Below are 19,970 nucleotides of genomic sequence, written 5' to 3'. Positions count from 1 at the left end.
ACTCGGTTGGACGCAACGCAACGTAAAGCAGTGCGAGGGCCGAGACGACGAGACCCGTCGCCCCGCGAGGCGGGGCGACGGGTCTCGTGACGGACGGCGTGGATCAGTCGCCGACCTTCTCGTCCGCAGCGTCGGTGGCCTTGTCGACCTGCTCCGAGTGGCCGCCGCCGGTGGCCTTGTCGGCCGCGTCGCCGGCCTTGTCGAGCCCGGCGTCCGAGACCTTCTCGCCCTTGTCGCTGTTCAGGAAGTCTCCGGCCTTGTCGGCGATGCCTGCCATGGTGTTCTCCTTCTGCGTCGGTGGCGCCGCGGCGTTCCCCGCGGTCGACCCCAGCCTGCGCCCGGCCCGCCCGGGCGTCGTCCCAGGGTGTACCCCGGCCGCGCGGCGACCGGGTCGCGTAGCGTCGCAGCATGAGCCACGACAGCGAGCACGACGCCCCCGACAGCACGGGGATGACCGCCGACGAGAAGCGCCACGACCAGCTCACCCGGGCGCCGAAGTCGGACGAGACGGACGCGGCTCCGCGCATCACGACCGAGGAGCGCCCCGACGGCGTCACGCGCATCGACGTCGCCGACACCGCCAAGGTGCGCCCGGGCGGCGGCGAGAGCCAGGCGCAGGGCTGAGCTGAGCCGCTCGCCCGACTGCCCGCGCGGGGCGGTCGCGGCGCCTCAGCTCGCCGCGACCGCCCCGAGCCGGAACCTCTCGGGGGCCGGCGTGCCCGTCGCGACGCCCGCCAGCAGCGTGCCGAGCAGGGGCCCGAACTTGAAGCCGTGCCCCGCGAACCCGGTCGCGACGGTCGCCGCGCCGACCCGGTCGAGCACGAAGTCCTCGGTCGGGGTCGTGTCGTACAGGCAGCTGATCGGCACGAGGCTGTCGACGTCGACGCCGGGCACCCACCGCGCGACGTACTCGCGCAGCACCGCCGTGCCCTCGGCGGTCGGCGCGAAGTCGCGCTCGTCCGGGTGCACCTCGCGGCCGGTGCCGTGGGTGCCGACCTTGACGCCCTCGCCCGGCGTCAGCAGCCCGTAGACGCTGCTCACCACGGAGCGCAGGGCCGGGTCGGAGGGGTAGTGCACGAAGCTCGGCCACGCCTCGTCGGGCAGGGCGGAGGCGAAGTGCGCCGGCTGCTCCTGCGTCACGCGCACCGGGGGCAGCGGGGTGCCCGCCGCGACGGCGTGCTCGGCGACGAGGTCGTGGGCCCACGAGCCGACCGCGAGCACGACGCTGGCGACGCGGACCACCGAGGAGGCGCCTCCTGCGCCCTCGAGGCGGAGAACCGCCCCCTCGTCGGTCAGGTCGAGGTCGCGCAGGCGGGTCTCGAAGCGGAGTTCGGCGCCGTGCGCGACCGCGGAGTCGAGCATCGCCTCGATGGCGTCGGCGGAGCGCAGGCGGCCGGCCTCGGCGTGGACGAGCGCGCTCGTGTCGATGCGGAGCCCCGGCCAGCGGGCCTCGGCCTCGGCAGGGGCCAGCCGCTCGTGCGCGACGCCGGCGCGCTCGAACGCGGCCTGGATCGCGTCGAGCACGGCGGGGTCGCCGTGGTCGACGGCGCCGGTGAGGTCGAGCAGGTCGCGGCCCGTCTCGCGCTCCAGCTCACGCCACTCGGCGAGGGCGGCGCCGGTCATCGCGACGTAGTCGTCGGCGGTGTAGCCGCGGCGGAAGATCCGGGTCGCGCCGTGCGACGAGCCGGCCTCGTGGCCGCGCGCGAACCGCTCGACCACGAGCACGCGGGCGCCCGACCGGGCCAGGGCCCGGGCCGTCGCGGCGCCGACGACGCCGGCCCCGACGACGACGTGGTCCCAGGCGGGCTGCGCGGCGGTGCTCTCGGCGGGGCTCTCGGCGGGGCTCGGCTCGGTCATCCTGCGAGGGTAGCGGGGCCCCCGAACCACCGACTGATCAACGAACCACGTCACGAGGTGGTTCGTTGATCAGTCGGTGGTCGGTTCGTCGGCGACGGCGACGGCGACGGCGACGGGACGCCCGTCAGCGGTGGATGGCGTCGGAGCGGTCGCGCAGCCGCACGCCCGTCGCTCCCGAGCGCACCGCGAGCACCTCGGCGAGCACCGAGATCGCCGTCTCCTCCGGGGTGCTCGCCCCGAGGTCGAGCCCGATGGGGGAGTGCAGGCGGGCCAGCGACTCCTCGTCGACGTCGAGGGCGCGCAGCTGGCGGACGCGCCGCTCGTGCGTGCCGCGCGACCCCATCGCGCCGACGTACGCGGCGGGGGAGGCGAGCGCCGCCGCGACCAGCTCGGCATCGAACCGGTCGTCGTGCGAGAGCACGGCGACGACGGTGCGCTCGTCGACCTCGGTGCTCGCGAGCCAGGTCGGCGGCCAGGCGACGACGACCTCCTCGGCCGAGGGGAAGCGCTCGGGGGTCAGGAAGACCGGCCGCGGGTCGCAGACGGTGACGCGGTAGCCGAGGGCGGAGCCGGCGGCGCAGAGGGCGACCGCGAACTCCACGGCCCCGACCACGAGGAGTCGCGGGGCCGGCACCGAGCGCTCGGTCACCAGGCGGAGCCCCGCGCACGCGTCGAGGTCGGCCGGGTCGACGACGTCGCCGAGGCGCGGGCCGGCCGTGCCGGCCGTGCCGGCCGTGCCGGCCGTGCCGGCCGTGCCGGTCGGCCCGGCCGTGCCTCGCGTGGCGGCGGCGTCGCCCGTGGTGTCCCGGTCGGCGGCGTCGCGCCCGTCGGCCGTGGCGGCCGCGCCGACGACCCGCGTGAGCGACGCCGGGCGGCCGGCCCGCGCCTCCCGCAGCTGGCGGACGACCTCGTCGTCGTCGGCGGAGAGCCGCTGCACGACGACCTCGATGGTGCCGCCGCAGCTGAGGCCGACCTCGAAGCCGGCCTCGTCGCTGAAGCCGAACGACTCGAGCAGGGGCACGCCGTCGGCGAGCACCCGCTCGCACGCCTCGTAGAGGGCCCCCTCGACGCAGCCGCCGGAGATGCTGCCGATCACGGTGCCGTCGGCCGTCACGACCATGGAGGTGCCGACCGTGCGGGGCGCGCTGCCCACGACCGAGACGGCGGTCGCGACCGCGACGCGCTCGCCCGCGTCGAGGCGGGCGAGCAGGCGGTCGGCGATCTCGAACACGGGGGCTCCTCGGGGGAGGGCGCGCGGGGCGCGCGGACGGGTCCGCCGATCGTACCCGGCGCCCGGGCGCGGGCCTGCTGCGGGCGCGGGCCTGCCGCGGGCCCGCGCCCGGCTGCGGCAGACTCGGGGGGTGACCGACCCCGCCGTGCCGCCCCCCGCCTCCGCCCGTCCCCTCCGCGAGGTCGTGGCCGACTGGGTCGTGGGCTGGACGGCCTCGCGCGGCGTCGTCGCCGTCGAGCGCGACGGCTCGTGGCGCGTGCCGTTCGGGCACCCCGACCGCTGGGCCGAGTTCGTGGTGCCGCTCGACGGCGGCCCCGGAGCGGGCTCGTCCTCCTCGGCTGCCTCGGCCACCTCGTCCTCCTCGGCCGCGTCCCGCGCCGCGCGCACGGAGCAGCTCGCCGCCGTGCTCGCCGAGGCCGCCGAGGTCGGGCGTCTCGGCGACCGCGTCTGGGTGACCGTGGTCGGCCACGACCCCGAGGCCGTCGTGGCGGCCGGTCGGAGCTCCGGCTTCGAGGTGCGGAGCGCCGAGGAGTCGCTGATGGGCATCGCCCTCGACCAGCAGGCCGTGCGCGAGGTGTCGGCGCCGTACGAGCTCGACGTGCAGGAGGTCGGGGCGCCCCCCGCCCCCGTCCTGCGGGCGACCGCCTGGGTCGGCGAGGGCCACCCCGGCGAGGGGGACGACGCCGCGACCGGCCGGGCGGCCCTCACCCCCGCGGGCACCGCCGTGCTCGACCGCGTCGAGACCGACGACGAGCACCGCCGCCGCGGCCTCGGCGGGGCGGTCGTGCACGCCCTCGTCGCCGAGTCCCGGCGACGCGGTGCGACCCGGGGGCTGCTCGTGGCCTCGGTCGACGGCGCCCTGCTCTACCGGTCGCTCGGCTGGGAGCCCACGGCGTCGGTCGTGATCCTCGTCACCCCCGCCGTGCGCTGAGATCGGGCGGAGGGGGTGACCCCGCCGCCGACCGGGGGCAGGATGTGGTCATGACCCGCGCCTCCGTCGTCTCCGTCAGCCGAGACTCCGCCCACCGCTTCAGCAAGCCGGTGGTCGACGAGATCACGCTCGTGGCGGGACTCGGCGTGGAGGGCGACGCGCACTCCGGCACGACGGTGCAGCACCGGTCGCGCGTGCGGCGCGACCCGAGCCAGCCGAACCTGCGGCAGGTGCACCTGATGCACGAGGAAGTCCTCGAGGAGGCGCGCTCGGCCGGCCTCGACGTCTCGCCCGGCGAGATGGGCGAGAACGTCACCACCCGGGGCGTCGACCTGCTCGGCCTGCCGACCGGCACCCGTCTGCGGCTCGGGGCGGAGGCCGTCGTCGAGGTCACCGGGCTGCGCAACCCCTGCACGCAGATCGAGGGCTTCGAGCCGGGGCTCCTGAAGCAGATGGTCGGCCGGGGCCCCGACGGCCAGGTCGAGCGCCGCGCCGGCGTCATGTCGGTCGTGCTCGTCGGCGGCACCGTGCGCGCCGGCGACGAGGTCGTCGTCGAGCTGCCCGCCGGCGAGCCGCTGCCGCTCCAGCCCGTCTGACCCGCGCCGCTGCCGCTGCAGCCCGTCTGACCCGCGCCGCCGCCGCTGCTCGCGTGCCGGTGGTTGCAAATGCCGACCGCCGAGCCTGCAATACGTGATCTTTCCCGCACCAGGTGTGCCCTCGGGTGCAGATGGTCGGGAATTGCGGCACCGGAGGAGGCGAATGAGCCTCGCTCGCGCGGCCGCGGCAGGCGCTCGTCGCTGGTCGGCAGGATGTCGGTGGCGCGCCTCCCCGGGGCGTCGGTAGCGTCGCGACATGGCGATCGTCCCCGACACGAAGAACTGGACCTGGGTGCTCGACGAGACCTGCAGCGACTGCGGGTACGACGGGCCGGCGACGGAGTTCCGCGAGGTGCCGCGCCTCGTCCGCGAGAACGCGGCGGCGTGGCCCGGGGTGCTCGCGGCCGCCGACGCGGCCGTCCGCCCCGACGACCGCACCTGGTCCGCCCTCGAGTACGGCGCCCACGTGCGCGACGTCTTCCGGGTGTTCGACGAGCGGCTCGCGCTGATGCTCCGCGAGGAGGCGCCCGCCTTCGCGAACTGGGACCAGGACGCCACCGCCGTGGCCGACCGCTACTCCGAGCAGCAGCCGGCCGCGGTCGCCGCCGAGCTGGTCGCCGTGGCCGAGGTCGTCGCCGCCCGCTTCGAGGCCGTGGCCGACGAGCAGCTCGGTCGCACCGGCCTCCGGTCGGACGGCTCGGCCTTCACGGTCGAGTCGCTCGCGCGCTACTTCGTGCACGACCCGGTGCACCACCTCCACGACGTGCGTCGCTGAGGTGCGGCGGGTCGGCGTCGTCCTGGGCGGGCGGGCGCTGACCCGCCGGCAGTGACGGCGACCCGCCGGCTCGTTCCCGGCTGCCGCCCGGGGTCGCGATGACCCGCCGACCCGCGGACACGCAGCAGCGGTGCGCCGCCGCCGCGGCTCAGCCCTGCCCGGCCCCCGCGGCGCCGGCCACCGCCAGCGCGAGCGCCGCGACGCCCGCCGCGAACGTCAGCAGCGCGACCGCCGCCGGCAACAGCCCGCTGCCGATCGGGGCGCGGTCGTCCGCCCCGGAGGTGAGGAGGCGGTGCACCCGCCGGTACCGCCGGTGCGCTCCCACGAGCACCGCGACCGACGCCGCGACCCCGAGCCCGGCGACCGCGTACGTCGCGGCGCCGTCGCCGAGCAGCAGGGGCAGCACGCGGAGCCCGACGAGCGACCCCACCGTGAGGGCGAGCGCCGTCCGCCGCCACGCGAGCGCGGTGCGCTCGGGCTGGAGCCCGGGGTCGAACGGGCGGGCGGAGCGGTCGACGCGACCCGCGCCTCCCTCGCTCACGCCGCCGCCGACCTGCGCGGTGCCGCGCGCGTGCAAGTTGCAGTGGACCGGCGCCCCGCAGCCGACCGGCGCGGCGCCGCGCGCGTGAGCCCCGCCGCCCCCCGGCACGTCCCGGCCGGCCCCCGGGTCACGCGAGCACCACCGCGAGCAGCACGAGCACCCCGGCCACCACGACGGCGACGCCGATCGGCAGCGCCAGCCGAGCCGAGGGCAGCGGGCGGCCGAGCCGCAGCGCCCGCTCCGCCTGGGCCCAGCCGAACCAGGCCTGCACGGGGGTGGTGACGCCGGCGACGATGAGCACGAGCGAGGCGGCCAGCCGGAGGTGCGGTTCGAGGCCCAGCCCGAGCGCCTCCAGGGCGACGCCGCCGGCGAGCAGGGCCAGGGCGGTGCGGATCCACGCGAGGAAGGTGCGTTCGTTCGCCAGCGTGAAGCGGGCGTCGGGCTCGCTGCCCACGCCGTAGACGGACGAGGGGAAGCGGCGCGCGGTCACCCCCTCACGCTACTGCGGGCGGCCCGCGGGGCGACGAACCACTTTCCAGCACGGGAACCACGCCGCGGCGTGGTTCGCGTGCGAGGACGTGGTGCCCGACGCGGCGGCCGGCTCGCGGCGGCCGGCTCGCCGGGCCGCGCGCGGGTCAGCCGCGGTGGCGACGGATGCGGATCGGCCCCTTCGCCGTCGACGGGTCGACGACCGACCCGCCCTGGGTGATGTCGACCTCGCCCGCGGCGACCAGGCGGCGGGCGGCGCGGCGCACCGGCTCCATCAGGTCACGCCAGGCGGCCTCGTCATCGGGAGCGATCGACCGGGCGACGTCGGAGGGGCAGATGGTGGAGGCGGCGGCCCGGCTGGCGAGGAGCGATCGGATGCGCTCCTCCAGCTCCCGGTCGAGCGCCGACACCTTGCGCTTGCGGCACGCGTCGCTGCAGTACGCGACCTCGTCCCAGTTCGCGGCCCACTTCTTGCGCCACTCGATGCGGCGGCCGCACGAGCGGCAGGTCTTCTCGTCGTGCTCGGGCATGGCCCCATGCTGCTCCCCGCCTCCGTGAGCCGCCCGAGCGCCGAGCGCCGAGCGCCCGCCCGCCTACCGCTCCTCGGCTCTTCCGCTCCTCCGCTCTTCCTGTCCTCTCAAATTTGAGAGTGATCAGCCCGCCGACGACGAGAACAGGCGGGAGGCGCGGGGCCGATCCCCGGATCACTCGCGTCTTCCTCCGCCCGCCCCGCCCCGGGGAACGCACCCGCCGCACCCGTGCCTGCCGCACGCACGCACGCCGCCGCGCCCGAGCCCCGAGCGCCGAGCGCCGAGCGCCGAGCGCCAAGCGCCCGCCCGCCCGCCCCACACCCTGGCGCCTCGCGGCCGCGTCGCGTACCCTCGACGGTGGTCGTGCGTCACGCGCGGCCCCGGGCGTGCACGACAGCGCGCAGTCGGGATCACCATCCTCCCCGTGCACCACGGGTCGAGAGAACGGCGCCCGCCGACTGACCGAGACCCTCCATGACCCTCGCACCTCCGCGTCCCCCGCGCCTCCCGGCCGGTGACGGACGCTCCACCCGCTTCCCCCTCGCCGGCCTGCTCGCGCTCGCCGTCGCGACCTTCCTCTCCATCTCCGGCGAGATGCTGCCGACCGGCCTGCTGCCCGAGATGAGCAGCGAGCTCGGCGTGACCGAGTCGGCCATCGGCCTGCTCGTCAGCGTCTTCGCGTTCACGGTCGTGCTCACCAGCACGACCCTCACGCACCTCACGCGCCGCCTGCCGCGGCACCTGCTCGTCGTCGGCCTGATCGCCGTGCTCGCCGTGAGCGCCGCGCTCACCGCGATCGCGCCGAGCTACGAGCTGGTCGTGGCGTCGCGCATCCTCGGCGGCCTCGCCCACGGCATGTTCTGGGCGATCGGCGGCGCCTACGCGGCGCACCTCGTGCCCCGTGAGCAGGTGGGCCGCGCGCTCGCCGTCGCCATGAGCGGCGGCACCCTCGCCTTCGTGCTGGGCGTGCCGCTCGGCACGGCGCTCGGCCAGGCCCTCGGCTGGCGTGCGGCGTTCGGCGTGCTCGCGGGAGCCATGGCGCTCGGCGCGCTGCTCGTCTGGCGGCTGCTGCCGCCGGTGCCCGCCCCCGACCCGAGCACGGTCACCGGGGCCGTGCCGACCGTCGACGCGGCCGACTCGACGTCCGCCGCCGCCTCCGCCGCCGCGACCACGCCGTCGGCGAAGACCACGGCGCGCCGCCGGATGCCCGCGCCGTCGGTGCTCGGCATCGTCTTCAGCTGCGTCGTGACCGCCGTCTTCATGGTCGGTCACTACTCGTTCTTCACCTACATCGCGCCGTACCTGGTGCGCTCGACCGGCATCGAGGAGTCGCAGCTCAGCCTCGCGCTCTTCGCGTTCGGCATCGCGGGCGGCGTCGGCCTGCTGCTCGTCGGCTGGTTCCTCGGCAAGCGCCCGCGCATCACCATCCCGGTCGGCATGGCCGTGGTCGTCGTCGCCGTGCTCGCGATGGTGGCGCTGGAGGGGCAGCCCGGCCCGTCGCTCGTCGCGTTCGTCGTCTGGGGCGTGACGTTCGGCGCGCTGCCGCCGCTGTTCCAGACGAAGATGCTGCAGGTCGCCCCGTCGCGCCTCCGAGACATCGCGAGCGCGTTCTACACGACCGGCTTCAACGCCGGCATCGGCGGCGGTGCCCTGATCGGCGCCCTCGTGCTCGACGGAGCCGGTCTCGACGTGCTCCCGCTGCTCTACGTCGTCGTCGCCGCGGTGATGCTCGTCGTCGTGCTCGTCACCGACGCCGTCCTGATGCGGCGCTCGCCGCGCTGACGCACGCCGGGTCCACCCCGGACGACGGAGGCGCGGTACCGGTACGCGACGGAGTAGCGGTGCCGGACACGGCGGACGCGCGGCCGGACACGACGGAGGCGCGGTGCCGGGACCGAGGGCGGGTCGCGCTCGACGCGACCCCGCTCCGGTGCCGGCACCGCGCCTCCCTCAGGTGACGGGTCGCCCGTGGCGTCGCTCAGCGACGGCGCGTGCTGCCGCCCGTGCCGGTCGAGCCGCCCTTGCCGGTGCGCTTCTGGACCTGGCGGATGATGATCGGGATGAGCAGGGGGGCGAGGCGGCGGAGCAGCGAGGCCATGAGGGTCTCCTTCGTGGTGGTCGTGGGCGGTCGACGGTACCCGCCGTCGCCGGGAGCCGTCCGGCCGGGCGCGCTCCGCGGCCAGGGCCGGGCGGTCGCTCCGCCGCGTAGGGTGGCCCGGTCCGGCGACGACGAGCGTCGCCGGCGACAGCAGGGGGACCCATGACCACGACGACTTCGAGGGCGGCGCTGACCGCCCTCACCACCGGGGCCCTCGCGCTCGGCCTGCTGCTCACCGGCTGCACGGCCGGCGGCGACGACTCGGGCGACGCGAGCGGCGGCAGCGGCGCGGGCAGCGACGGCGGCGGCGACAGCGACGGCGCGGGCGGCTCCGGCGGCTCGGCCCTGGAGGCCGAGGCTCCCGAGAGCGGCACGCTCACCTCCTTCGCCTCGTGCGACGACGTCGGCACCGCGCTCGGCGGCTCGATCGACGGCCTCGAGCTGCAGGAGGGCGGCAGCACCAGCGCCTCCAGCGTGCAGTGCATCTGGTCGACGCCGGGCGTCGAGCCCCAGGAGGGCTCGGCGATCATCGCCCTCGCGAGCGCGCAGGAGCTCGACGCCGCGGCCATCGACGAGCAGGTCTCGCAGATCACCGCGTCCGAGGGCACCGAGTCCGTCGACGACGGCCTCGCCTCGGCGGTGGGCGGACGGGCGTTCGTGTCGACGATCGACCAGGCCGACGTGCCCACCACGCAGGCGAGCGTCATCACGCCGCACGGCCTCGTCATCGTCGGCTCGACCGCCGCCGGCGAGGGCGACGAGCCGCTCTCGACCGACGACACCCTCGCGCTGACGTACGCCCTGCTCGACTAGCCGGGCAGCCGACGGGACCACGACCCCGCCCGGGCACCGCGCCGCGGCCCGGTCCCCTGGCGAGGTCGTGGTCCCCCTCTGGTGACCGGTGACGAGTGCTCAGCCCCGCGCGAGCGTCGCCGTCAGGTAGTCGGCCAGCACACGCTGCCCCGCGTCGTTCGGGTGCAGCCCGTCGGCCGACAGCAGCGAGCCGAGGTCGGCGACCCCCGACCCGGCCAGGGCGTCGTCGATCGTCACGTGCGCGGAGCCCGTCTGGCGGGCGACCTCCTCGACGGCGCTCCGGTAGTCGGCGGCGGATCCGTTCCACGCCGAGGCGACGCTGAGCGCCGGCGTGAACTCGTCCACGACCAGCACCGACGGGGCGGAGTCGAGGCCCTGCAGCCCCTCGATCAGCGTGGTGTAGCCGGCCGCGAGGTCGTCGGGGCTCGTCGTCACGGCGTCGTTGGCGCCCAGCGTGATCGTCACGAGGTCGGGCTGCGCCGCCCCGGCCGCGGCGAGGAACCCGTCGAGGTCGTCGGTGAACGTCGACACCGTCGCGCCCGAGCGTGCCGAGTCGTACAGGGTGACGCCGCGCCCGCGGTCTCCGTCGAACTGGGCCAGGCCCTGCAGCACCACGCTCGCCGGGGCGTCGTCGGCGACCGAGATCGTGACGACGTGCGGCCCGGCGGCGAGCCCCGTGACCTCGGTCACGCCGACCGTGCCGGAGGCGTCCGAGGCGCCTGAGCCACCTGCGGCCGTGTCGACCACCACGTCCGCCTGCGCGTCGACGCGGTACGAGAACGCCCCCTCGCCCGGCGTCCACCAGAGGTCGAGGTCGGTGCCGACAGTGTCGTACCGGAGGCTGGAGCCCGTGTCGAGCTCGACGGCGCGGCGCCCCAGGTCGGCGACGTCGGCGACCGCCGTGGTGCGGCCGTCACGGGCGGTGGCCCACTGCGCCCAGGGGGAGTCGGGTCCGTACGTCGCGAAGGCGGCCGGGCGGTAGCCGACCCCGCCCGCGACTCCCTCGACCGGGTGCGCCGCCCGCAGCCCGTCCCGCGTGAGGTCGACCCAGCGGGTGCCGAGCGACGAGGCGCCCTGCCCCTCGGTGATCGAGTCGCCCACGGCGAGCCAGCGGGCCGGCTCGACGTCGACGTCGGCCAGGGCCGCGTCCCAGGTCGCCCAGTCGTCGGCCGAGGAGGAGCCGGAGGCGCCTGACGGGCCCGTGGCGCTCGGCGCGGGGGAGCTCGCCGAGCCCGACGTCTCCGCGGCGGGCGCCGTCTCGCCCGTGGTGCACGCCGTCAGCCCGAGGCCGAGCAGCCCCAGGCCCGCGACGACGCCGAGGCGCGAGAGGAGTCGCGGTGCGGCCCTCACGACTCGGTCACCCTGCCGCCCTCGACCCGCCAGTGCCGGTCGAGGCGGACCGTCTCGAGCATCCGGCGGTCGTGGGTGACGAGGAGGAGCGTGCCCTCGTACGTCTCGAGCGCCTGCTCGAGCTGCTCGATGGCCGCGAGGTCGAGGTGGTTGGTGGGCTCGTCGAGCACGAGCACGTTGACGCCGCGGGCCTGCAGCAGGGCGAGGCCCGCGCGGGTGCGCTCGCCGGGCGAGAGCTCGTCGACCGGGCGAGAGACGTGGTCGGCCTTGAGCCCGAACTTCGCGAGCAGCGTGCGGACCTCGGCCTGGGGCCAGTCGGGCACGAGCGCCTCGAACGCCTCGGCGAGCGGCACGGTGCCGGCGAGCTGCGCGCGGGCCTGGTCGATCTCGCCGACGGCGACGCTGGTGCCGGTGCTCGCGCCGCCCTCGGTCGGCGCCTGCCGCCCGAGGAGGCCGCGCAGCAGCGTCGACTTGCCGGCACCGTTCGGCCCGGTGATGCCGATGCGGTCGCCGCCCGCCACCTGCAGCGACACCGGCCCGAGCACGAACTCGCCCGTCTCGGGGTCGCCCTGGCGGAACACGGCGCCGCTGAGCGTCGACACGACCGCGCTCGACCGCGGCGCGGAGCCGATGGTGAACTCGAGCTGCCACTCCTTGCGGGGCTCGTCGACCTCGTCGAGCCGAGCGATGCGGCTCTCCATCTGGCGCACCTTCTGCGCCTGCTTCTCGCTCGACTCGGCCGACGCCTTGCGACGGATCTTGTCGTTGTCGGGCGCCTTCTTCATCGCGTTGCGGACGCCCTGGCTCGACCACTCGCGCTGGGTGCGCGCCCGGCCGACGAGGTCGGCCTTCTTGTCGGCGAACTCGTCGTAGGCCTCGCGGGCGTGACGCCGCGCAGTCTCGCGCTCTTCCAGGTACGAGTCGTAGCCGCCGCCGAAGACCCGGTTCGACGACTGGGCGAGGTCGAGCTCGAGCACCTTCGTGACGCACCGGCCGAGGAACTCGCGGTCGTGGCTGACCAGCACGATGCCGCCGCGCTGCCCCTCGACGAAGCGCTCGAGCCGCTCGAGGCCGTCGAGGTCGAGGTCGTTGGTGGGCTCGTCGAGCAGGGCGACGTCGAAGCGGCTGAGCAGCAGGGCCGCGAGGCCGACGCGGGCCGCCTGGCCGCCGCTCAGCGCGGTCATCAGCGACGCGGGGCCGACCGCGCCGTCGCCGTCGCTGTCGAGCCCGAGGTCGGCGAGCACCTGGGGGAGGCGGTCGTCGAGGTCGGCCGCCCCGCTCGCGAGCCAGCGGTCGAGCGCCGTCGAGTAGACGTCGGCCGGGTCGAGCCCGTCGGCGCGCGGGGCGGCGTCGACCTCGCCGAGGGCCGCGGCGGCGGCGTCCATCTCGGCGGTGGCCTGCGTGCTGCCCGTGCGGCGCCCGATGTACCCGGCGACCGTCTCGCCCGGCACGCGCTCGTGCTCCTGCGGCAGCCAGCCGACGAAGGCGTCGCCCGGGCTGAGGGTGACGCTGCCGGCCTGCGGCTCGTCGACGCCCGCGAGGAGGCGCAGCAGCGTCGATTTGCCGGCCCCGTTCACGCCCACCACGCCGACGACGTCGCCGGGCGCGACCGTGAGGTCGAGGTCGTCGAACAGCGTGCGGTGCCCGTGGCCGCCGGCGAGGCCCTTGGCCACGAGTGATGCGCTCATCCCCCCATCATCCCAGGCCGGAGGGTGAGCCCCGAGGTCGGCGCCGGGTCGGGCGTGCTCCTGGGGACGGCCACGCCCTGGGGAGGGACGAGCCACGGCCGAGGCGTCGTCGACGCTCGGGCACGCCCCAGCCTCGGCTGGCACGCTGGGCGCATGGCCACCCTCACTCGTCCCCGCCGCGGCAAGATGATCGCGGGCGTCTGCGCCGCCCTCGCGAACCGCTTCGGCCTCAGCCCGTTCCTCGTGCGCGTGATCTTCGTCGCGTCGCTGCTGCTCCCCGGCCCCCAGGTGCTGCTCTACGTCGTCCTCTGGGTTCTCTTCCCCAAGGAGAGCTGAGCCCTCCCGGGGCGACGTCCGGCGGACCGACAGGTCCGTGGCCGGGCTGCTAGCGTCGACGACGCGGCCCCACCCGGCCGCCACACGCCACCTGAGGGGGAGACGACCATGACGTCGACGACGAGCACACGGGCCATCGGAGCGACCGGGGCGGTGCTGCTGAGCGTGCTGCTCGCGGGCTGCTCGGCGGGCTCGTCCGACCAGGCGGCCGGCGGCGACAGCCCCGAGGCGAGCACCTCGACTCCCGCGACGACGCCGGGCGAGGCCTCCTGCGACCTCGAGGGCGCGGTGACCGGCACCGTCCAGCTGACCGAGACCAGCGACTCCTACCAGGTCGTCTTCACGGGCCTGCCCGTCGACGGCGACACCGAGGAGGCGACCTTCCAGCTCATCCTCGGCAGCGACGACGGCGAGGCGCTGCTGTCGTCCGAGTTCGTGGGCGGCGCCTTCCGCTCCGCCACCGCGGCCGTCGGCGACGACGAGGGCGTCGACGTGCCCGACGCCGCCACGGCCTCCGGCGACGTCGTGACGGCGGTCTACCCCAAGAGCGTGGGCACGCTGGCCGACTTCGAGGCGTCCGACTGGACCCCGGAGATCACCTTCTCGGTCGCCGGCGCCTCGGACTCCGTGCGCTGCGGCGACGGCACCGTCCTGCCCTACGAGCCTCTGGGCTGAGTCGTCAGCCTCCTCGCCGAGGCCCGCTGGCGGCCCTCGGCGCCGCTCGACCGGCCGTAGGCCATCGTCGTGTCGAGGGGGACCTGCGTGGACACTTAGATCGCGACAGCTGCGAGGAACAGGCTCGTCACGAGGATCGCCCTGCTGCCCCACAGGTAGGCGACGCGCCCCTCCTCGAGCTCCTCCTCCGTCGACACCACGGTCACCGTCGCGGCCTCAGGCCCCTGCCGCGTCGAAGAACAACGCCGCGAACCACAGCTGCCCGCCGAGGGCGAGCACCATGAAGATCGGGTACCCGACCACGATGAACTGGCGTTCTGCCTCGGGGACCTTGCCGGCATCCGGGCCGCGTGACTTGAACAGCCCGATGACGAAGATCAGCGGCACGAGCAGCAGCGCCAGCACGGGCAGGCCCACGTCGCGACCGTTCCCGCGGTAGGCGATCGTGGTGTCGAGGGGCACCCTCAGCACGACCACCGCGGCGACGACGAGCGAGGCGACGAGGCCCGCGGCCAGGGCACGGCGCACCCACCGGTTCACGACCGTGCCCTTCGCGATCTCGTCGTCCGTCAGGTCCCGCCGGGGCTTGCCCTTGGCTGTCTCGTTGCTCATCGTGGCAAGATACCAATGCCGACGCCGACCTCGTGGATCGAGTCCGCACCCCAGCTGGCGACCTGCCCGGCACCGGCGTTGCCGAAGTGGATGCCCCAGCCGGGGTCGGTGCCCGGGGTGCCCTCCGCCTCCGGCATCTGCCCCAGGACGAAGCCGCTCCCCGCGTTCCAGAGGAGGTCGGCCGGCTGGTAGCCCTCGTTGCTGATGATGGCTTCGGCCCCTCCGCCGAGCAGGCTGCTGGTGGCGCCGACGGCACCGTTCGCCAGGAACCCGGCCGCTCCGGTGAGCTCGCCGGTGAAGCGGCCGCCGTACGCTCCCGTGCCGCCGCTGACGAAGCCGTTGCCGGCGGCCCCGAGAGCCTCGTCCCAGTGCCACTCGTCCGTGGTCGCCGCGTAGGTGCCGAAGTTGCCTGCGGCACCGACGACTCCGTTCGCGACCACCTTCTTGCCGGTCTCCGACATGATCGCCTGTCCGGCTGTGGCGAGGGCGCGCTGCCCCGCGCCGCCGACGGCGGTGCCGACGCGGTTCATGCCGTTCGACACGGCCAGGGCCGACCGGGCTGCCTGGCTGCCGGTCGCCCAGGCGCCGGCCGCGGCGCCCGCGCCTCCCATGACCCCGCCGATCAGGGTGTCCACGCCGGCCTTGGCCCAGTCGACCTCGCCGGTCGTGGCCTTCTGCGACGCCACCGAGATGCCGCCCGAGAGGAGGGCTCCCGAGGCCGCCATGAGGGCGATGCCGGCGGGCCCGCCGACGCCGGTGCACATGAGCGCGACGCCGCCGACGATCGCGGCGCCCGCAGCGACGTACTCCCAGTTCTCGTCCCACCACGTGCCCGCGGCGGCGAAGGCGCCCTGGTTCGCGGTCGCGAACGCCTTCATGTCGGCGTCGGTCGCGGGCCGGAGCCCGAGCGGGTCGACGGCGTGCATCGGGTCGTTGCCGGCGTACGAGTACGGGTTGCCCGACCACGCCGCGCCCGTGACGGGTGCGAGCGGGTCGACGGAGAGGAACCCGCGGGCAGACGGGTCGTAGACCCGCGCGCCGAGCCACTCGAGGCCGCCGATCTGCAGCCCGCCCGTGGCGGTCAGCGACGCGCCTCCGGGCAGCTCCAGGCCCGCCAGCCCCGAGGAGGCGTCGGCCGAGCCCCAGGGGTCGCCCGCGTCGGTCGCCCGCACGCCGCGCCAGGCCGGGCCGAGCCAGTCGTCGCCGACCTGCGTCGCGCCTCCCGGCAGGGTGAACACCGACGCGCCTCCGACGGAGACGAGGGCGGGGACGGCGCTGGCGGTGTCCCACCAGGTCTCGACGCCGTCGATCGCGGCGAGCTCGCCCAGCGCGTCGACCCAGAGGTCGGTGCGGCGCACGACCGCGCCGTCGGGGTCGCGGTCGACGACCGAGGCCAGCGACCCGAGGTCGGACCAGGCGTACTCGACGTACGAGCCGTCGTCGGCGATCTCCCGCACGCGGCGGCCGAGGCCGTCGTGCACGTAGTCGAGACGGCGCCCGTCGGGCAGCTCGCGCGAGACGAGCTGGCCCGCCGCGTCGTAGGTCGAGCGCGACACGGCACCGTCGGCCGACTCGCTCACGACTCGTCCGGCCGCGTCGTACTCCCAGGTGGTGAGGGCACCTCCGGAGGCGCGGACCGAGCGCAGCTGGCAGGCCGCGTCGTACTCGTACTCATGCTCGACAGCGCCGTCGACGCCCTCGACGCGCCGGATGCGACCGTCGTCGTCGCGCTCGACGAGCGTGCTCAACACGCCGTCGAGGCGGGTCGTGACGTGCTCGACGAGCTCGCCGTCGTCGTAGCGCCAGGTCTGCGCCACGTCGCCCGCGACCGACCCGACGAGGCGTCCCGAGGCGTCGTGCGACAGGGTCGACTCGACCCCGGCGTGCGACACGGAGACGACCCGGCCGGCGGCGTCGCGGCGGTACTCGGTGCGGGTGCCGTCGGGGTCGACGCGGGCGGCGAGGCGGCCGTCGGCGTCGTGCTCCCACGTGATCGCCTCGGAGCCCCGCGCGCGGCGGACGAGCGCCCCGCGCCGGTCGAAGACCAGCTCGTGCTCGACGTCGACGCCCTCGCCCCGCGAGCGGTCGACCACGCGCAGGGTGCGCGTGGCGGGGTCGAGGTGGAGGGCCGCGGTCTCGCGGCCCTCGACCGTGATCGTGGAGGGGCGGCCGGCGGCGTCGTGGCTCCACCGGGTCTCGCGGCCGTCGGGGTCGCGACGCAGCACGCGTCGGCCCGCGGCGTCCCACCCGGTGGTCGTCGTGCGGCCGAGCGGGTCGGTCGAGCTCACGAGGCGGCCTGCGCCGTCGAACGCGCGGCGGGTGACGCCGCCCAGCGGGTCGGTGACGGAGACCACGCGGCCCCGCTCGTCGTGCTCGTAGCGGGTCACGCCGTCGAGGCCGTCGACGGCCTCGACGAGCTGCCCGACGGCGTCGTAGCGGAAGCGGCGCCGGCCGTGGCGGGTGTCCTGGCTGGAGGTCAGCCGTCCGGCGGCGTCGTAGCCGAGGCGGGCGGTGCCCGCGCCGGGCACGTGCCGCGAGACGACGCGCCCGACGGCGTCGTAGGCGATGCGCTCGACCTCGCCGGTGGGCAGGGTGCGGGCCACGACCCGGGAGTCGGCGTCGTGGGTCAGCGTCGTGCGGGCGCCGAGCGGGTCGGTGCTGGCGGCCGGTCGTCCGCACGCGTCGTACTCGTACGAGGTGCGGGCGCCGCCGGGGGAGACGACCGCGACGACGCGGCCGGCCGCGTCGCGCTCGAGGCGCGTCAGGCCGCCCTCGCCGTCGACGAGCTCGACCGGGCGGCCGCAGCGGTCGTAGGTCGTCAGCTCGGCGGAGCCGTCGGCGGAGGTCTGCGAGACCGGGCGCCCGAACTCGTCGAAGCGCAGGGTCGTGGTGCTGAACGCGTCGCGCAGGGTAGCCGTGCCGTCGGCGGTCTCGCGCCGCGCCTCCTGCCTGACCCCCGTCGGGTCGACGACGGCGGTGAGCGCGCCCACGAGGTCGTGCTCGTGGGTCCACTCGCCCCCCGTGGGGTCAGTGACCGTGCGCAGCCGAGACAAGGCGTCGTAGGTGAACGACTGCACGCTGCCGTCGGCGAGGACGACGCGGGCCAGCTCGGCCTGGTCGTCGAACGTGCGCGTGACGACGCGGCCGAGGGCGTCGGTGGTGCTCTCGAGCTCGCCGTTCGCGGCGTAGCTCAGCTCGGTGCGGGCGCCCAGCGGGTCCACGACGGCGGTGCGGCGACCGCCGGGGCCGTTCTCGAAGCGCCAGGTGGCGCCGTCGGGGTCGCGGCGCGAGACGAGCATGCCCGCGGCGTCGTAGCGGAAGGTCGTGCGGGCGCCGCTCGGGCTCACCGCGGCGACGGGCCGCCCGGCCTGGTCGCGCTCGAGGCGCGCGACGTCGCCGAGGGCGTTCTCGGTCTCGACGAGGTCGCCGTGCTCGTCGTAGCGGCAGCGCACCACGACGCCGGTCGGGTCGGTGGCCTGCTGCAGCAGGCCGTCGCGCCAGACCAGCTCGGTGCGCCCGCCCTCGGGGTCGACGATCGTCGAGGGGTCCCGATCGGCGTCGTCGGCGTACTCGTACTGCACGACGGCGCCCGACTCGGTGACGACGGTGGTGACGCGGTCGTGGTCGTCCCAGCCCCAGGTGAGGTCGGCGCCGGCGGGCGTGACGGTGCGCACGCGGCGGCCGCGCTCGTCGTACCCGTGCACGGTCACGCTGCCGTCGCGCTCGATCACCGAGACGAGGTTCCCGTGGGCGTCGTAGCTCATCGACTGGCGCTGGTCGGAGCTGTCGAGGAGGCCCACGAGACGGCCGCGGGCGTCGGAGATCCAGGTGTCGGAGCGCGAGCCGTCGTGGTCGGAGACGACCGTGACGCGGCCGCGCAGGTAGGCGAAGCGCACGGCGCGGCCGTGGGGCGTGAGCTGCTCGACGACGCGTCGGCGGTCGTCGTACGAGTTGACCACCTCGACCACGCCGGAGGCGCTGGTCACCGTCGTGATCAGCCCCGCGTCGTCCCAGCCGTAGCGGCGGGTGCCGGCCTCGGTGGTCGCGGCCACCAGCCGTCCGGCCTCGTCGTACGAGTGCTCGACCCGGCGCCCGTCCGACGAGCGCAGCACGGCGACGCGGCCGTCGACGTACTCGACCTCGACCCAGCGGCCGCGGGCGTGCGTGAGGCGGGCCGGGAGGTCGTCGGAGCCGCGAGCGACCTGCACGGCCGTGCCCGCGCCTCCGGCGGACCCCAGCCAGGTGCCCGAGGGGGTGAAGTCCCAGCGGGCGCCGGCGTTGTCGCGGACGACCAGCATGCTGCCCTCGGAGGCGAGCCACCAGTTCTCGCCGACGGCGCGGTCCCAGCCGTCGCCGAGGCGCGGGAAGACGACCTGACGGCCGTCGCCCATCGTGAAGGTCGCGCCCTCGTCGTCGAGCTCCAGGCGCGTCTCGAGGACGGACGACCAGCCCGGCCCGAAGAGGCCGACGGTGCCGTCGAGGCTGTTGTAGGTGCGCGAGACGCTCAGGGTCATGCTGGCGCCCGCGAACGGCAGGTCGACCTCGGTCTCGAGGAAGTTGCCGGTGGTGGTGTTGACGGGGTCGACCGAGAAGCCGTTCGTCGGAGCTCCGCCGTAGGCCTGCGGTGGCTCGATGACGAGGTCGTCGCGGCCGAGGTCGATGCCGGCGGCCTGCAGCGAGGCGGCGATCGCGGCGTTCGAGAGGGTCGACACCGACCCTTCGCCGCCGGCCTGCGCGAACTTGTCGGCGACGGTGGTGGCCCAGGCGGCGTCGTTCGCGTTGTCGTCGAGCCAGGCGGAGAGGGCGCGCACGAGCCCGTCGGCGGAGAACTCGCCCCAGTCGCACTGCGTCGAGAAGGTGTCGAGGGCGGACGACAGGGTGCCGGGGCGCGACGAGAGCTCGCCGTCGAGCGTCGTCGTCGAGGAGGCGAACGACCGCAGGTTCGCCGGCAGGGCCGACGACGTCGGGCCGGACGCGCCCCCGCCCGTGGGCACCTCGCGGGGCGGCGGCGTGTAGCTCGCCCGGAGGACGAGCTGGTCCTCCTTCTTCGTGGTCGGGGCCTTCTCGCCGCCGGTGAAGGCGTCGACGACGTGGTCGACCACGTTGCGCTCGGCCTGGCGCTGCGTGTAGTCGCGCGCCTCCTTGCGGCGGGCGTTCTCTCGCTTCGCCGACTCCATGATCTGGTCGACGAAGTCGGCAGCTTCGCGGAGCTTGTCGACCAGGCCCTCGGCGCCCCTCGCCGCCGTGGTCGCGTTCTCGGCGAAGAGGTCGGCGAAGAGCCCGCGGAACTCCTGCTTGCCGGTCTCGACGGCGGAGGCGCGCGAGGCGGTCTGCCCCTCGACGTCGGACGCCGCGTTCGTGAACGCCGACTTCAGGTTGTCGGCCGCCCAGAAGCTGAACTTCAGCGGTTCGTTGCCGTACGGATCGGTCATGNCCGCTCCCCCTCGG

The 19,970-nt window shown here is 75.8% G+C and carries 18 protein-coding genes; 8 read left to right on the top strand and 10 right to left on the bottom strand.

Annotation, left to right across the window (positions count from 1 at the left end):
* Nucleotides 1-103 precede the first annotated feature (103 nt).
* A complete protein-coding gene (locus IFT72_RS10055) occupies nucleotides 104-277 on the bottom strand; it encodes an antitoxin (RefSeq protein ID WP_192046303.1) in 174 nt (57 codons plus the stop codon).
* Between the two features lie 131 nt (nucleotides 278-408).
* Between IFT72_RS10055 and IFT72_RS10050 the strand changes: the two genes are divergently transcribed.
* Nucleotides 409-624 (top strand): hypothetical protein, encoded by a 216-nt coding sequence (locus IFT72_RS10050; RefSeq protein WP_056057146.1) that lies wholly within the window; start codon nucleotides 409-411, stop codon nucleotides 622-624.
* Between the two features lie 45 nt (nucleotides 625-669).
* Here the strand turns inward: IFT72_RS10050 and IFT72_RS10045 are convergent, their stop codons facing one another.
* Nucleotides 670-1,857, bottom strand: a complete 1,188-nt coding sequence (locus IFT72_RS10045) for an FAD-dependent oxidoreductase (protein WP_192046302.1) — start codon at nucleotides 1,855-1,857, stop codon at nucleotides 670-672.
* A gap of 124 nt (nucleotides 1,858-1,981) precedes the next feature.
* Nucleotides 1,982-3,088 carry an XdhC family protein gene (locus tag IFT72_RS10040; RefSeq protein WP_371741245.1) on the bottom strand — a complete coding sequence of 369 codons (1,107 nt, stop codon included), beginning with the start codon at nucleotides 3,086-3,088 and terminating at the stop codon, nucleotides 1,982-1,984.
* 130 nt (nucleotides 3,089-3,218) lie between these two features.
* Here IFT72_RS10040 and IFT72_RS16655 point away from each other — a divergent pair, with 130 nt between their 5' ends.
* The 3 genes from IFT72_RS16655 to IFT72_RS10025 all read left to right on the top strand — a co-directional run bounded on the left by IFT72_RS16655 (nucleotide 3,219) and on the right by IFT72_RS10025 (nucleotide 5,390).
* Nucleotides 3,219-4,019: a GNAT family N-acetyltransferase gene (locus tag IFT72_RS16655; RefSeq protein WP_371741244.1), complete on the top strand. Its 801-nt coding sequence runs from the start codon at nucleotides 3,219-3,221 to the stop codon at nucleotides 4,017-4,019.
* A 50-nt stretch (nucleotides 4,020-4,069) separates the two neighbouring features.
* The gene (locus tag IFT72_RS10030; RefSeq protein WP_185233750.1) at nucleotides 4,070-4,615 is read left to right on the top strand and encodes an MOSC domain-containing protein; all 546 of its coding nucleotides are present in this window, start codon (nucleotides 4,070-4,072) and stop codon (nucleotides 4,613-4,615) included.
* A 256-nt stretch (nucleotides 4,616-4,871) separates the two neighbouring features.
* On the top strand, nucleotides 4,872-5,390 hold the full coding sequence (locus IFT72_RS10025) for a DinB family protein (protein WP_192046299.1): 519 nt from the start codon (nucleotides 4,872-4,874) through the stop codon (nucleotides 5,388-5,390).
* Between the two features lie 148 nt (nucleotides 5,391-5,538).
* Here the strand turns inward: IFT72_RS10025 and IFT72_RS10020 are convergent, their stop codons facing one another.
* The 3 genes from IFT72_RS10020 to IFT72_RS10010 form a co-directional block, all read right to left on the bottom strand.
* Nucleotides 5,539-5,967, bottom strand: coding sequence for a DUF202 domain-containing protein (locus IFT72_RS10020; RefSeq protein ID WP_197981330.1), 429 nt, complete (start codon nucleotides 5,965-5,967; stop codon nucleotides 5,539-5,541).
* Between the two features lie 91 nt (nucleotides 5,968-6,058).
* Entirely contained in the window at nucleotides 6,059-6,421 is a 363-nt protein-coding gene (locus IFT72_RS10015) for a DUF202 domain-containing protein (protein ID WP_192046298.1), read from the bottom strand.
* Between the two features lie 145 nt (nucleotides 6,422-6,566).
* Entirely contained in the window at nucleotides 6,567-6,950 is a 384-nt protein-coding gene (locus IFT72_RS10010; protein ID WP_056057139.1) for a DUF2256 and DUF3253 domain-containing protein, read from the bottom strand.
* A gap of 474 nt (nucleotides 6,951-7,424) precedes the next feature.
* Here IFT72_RS10010 and IFT72_RS10005 point away from each other — a divergent pair, with 474 nt between their 5' ends.
* Nucleotides 7,425-8,732 (top strand): MFS transporter, encoded by a 1,308-nt coding sequence (locus tag IFT72_RS10005; RefSeq protein ID WP_192046297.1) that lies wholly within the window; start codon nucleotides 7,425-7,427, stop codon nucleotides 8,730-8,732.
* Nucleotides 8,733-9,210: 478 nt separating this feature from the next.
* The gene (locus IFT72_RS10000) at nucleotides 9,211-9,861 is read left to right on the top strand and encodes a hypothetical protein (protein WP_192046296.1); all 651 of its coding nucleotides are present in this window, start codon (nucleotides 9,211-9,213) and stop codon (nucleotides 9,859-9,861) included.
* A 99-nt stretch (nucleotides 9,862-9,960) separates the two neighbouring features.
* On the opposite strand, the gene IFT72_RS16650 is transcribed toward IFT72_RS10000, so the two are convergent.
* Nucleotides 9,961-11,211 (bottom strand): SGNH/GDSL hydrolase family protein, encoded by a 1,251-nt coding sequence (locus tag IFT72_RS16650; protein WP_192046295.1) that lies wholly within the window; start codon nucleotides 11,209-11,211, stop codon nucleotides 9,961-9,963.
* A complete protein-coding gene (locus IFT72_RS09990) occupies nucleotides 11,208-12,899 on the bottom strand; it encodes an ABC-F family ATP-binding cassette domain-containing protein (protein ID WP_167260232.1) in 1,692 nt (563 codons plus the stop codon). The genes IFT72_RS16650 and IFT72_RS09990 overlap by 4 nt, the downstream gene beginning before the upstream one ends.
* A 153-nt stretch (nucleotides 12,900-13,052) precedes the next feature.
* Here IFT72_RS09990 and IFT72_RS09985 point away from each other — a divergent pair, with 153 nt between their 5' ends.
* Together IFT72_RS09985 and IFT72_RS09980 are read left to right on the top strand one after the other, a co-directional pair.
* On the top strand, nucleotides 13,053-13,235 hold the full coding sequence (locus IFT72_RS09985) for a PspC domain-containing protein (RefSeq protein ID WP_056059034.1): 183 nt from the start codon (nucleotides 13,053-13,055) through the stop codon (nucleotides 13,233-13,235).
* Nucleotides 13,236-13,343: 108 nt separating this feature from the next.
* Nucleotides 13,344-13,910, top strand: a complete 567-nt coding sequence (locus IFT72_RS09980; RefSeq protein WP_192046294.1) for a hypothetical protein — start codon at nucleotides 13,344-13,346, stop codon at nucleotides 13,908-13,910.
* Nucleotides 13,911-14,126: 216 nt separating this feature from the next.
* Here the strand turns inward: IFT72_RS09980 and IFT72_RS09975 are convergent, their stop codons facing one another.
* Both IFT72_RS09975 and IFT72_RS09970 read right to left on the bottom strand, forming a co-directional pair.
* Nucleotides 14,127-14,522, bottom strand: coding sequence for a hypothetical protein (locus tag IFT72_RS09975; RefSeq protein WP_192046293.1), 396 nt, complete (start codon nucleotides 14,520-14,522; stop codon nucleotides 14,127-14,129).
* Entirely contained in the window at nucleotides 14,519-19,954 is a 5,436-nt protein-coding gene (locus IFT72_RS09970) for a DUF6531 domain-containing protein (protein WP_192046292.1), read from the bottom strand. Before IFT72_RS09970 ends, IFT72_RS09975 begins: the two co-directional genes overlap by 4 nt.
* Between the last annotated feature and the right edge of the window lie 16 nt (nucleotides 19,955-19,970).

Source organism: Frigoribacterium sp. CFBP 8754 (assembly GCF_014841815.1).
GTDB lineage: Bacteria > Actinomycetota > Actinomycetes > Actinomycetales > Microbacteriaceae > Frigoribacterium > Frigoribacterium endophyticum.
Note: the sequence above shows the minus strand (reverse complement) of the source record. Positions and strands in the feature narration are given on the sequence as shown.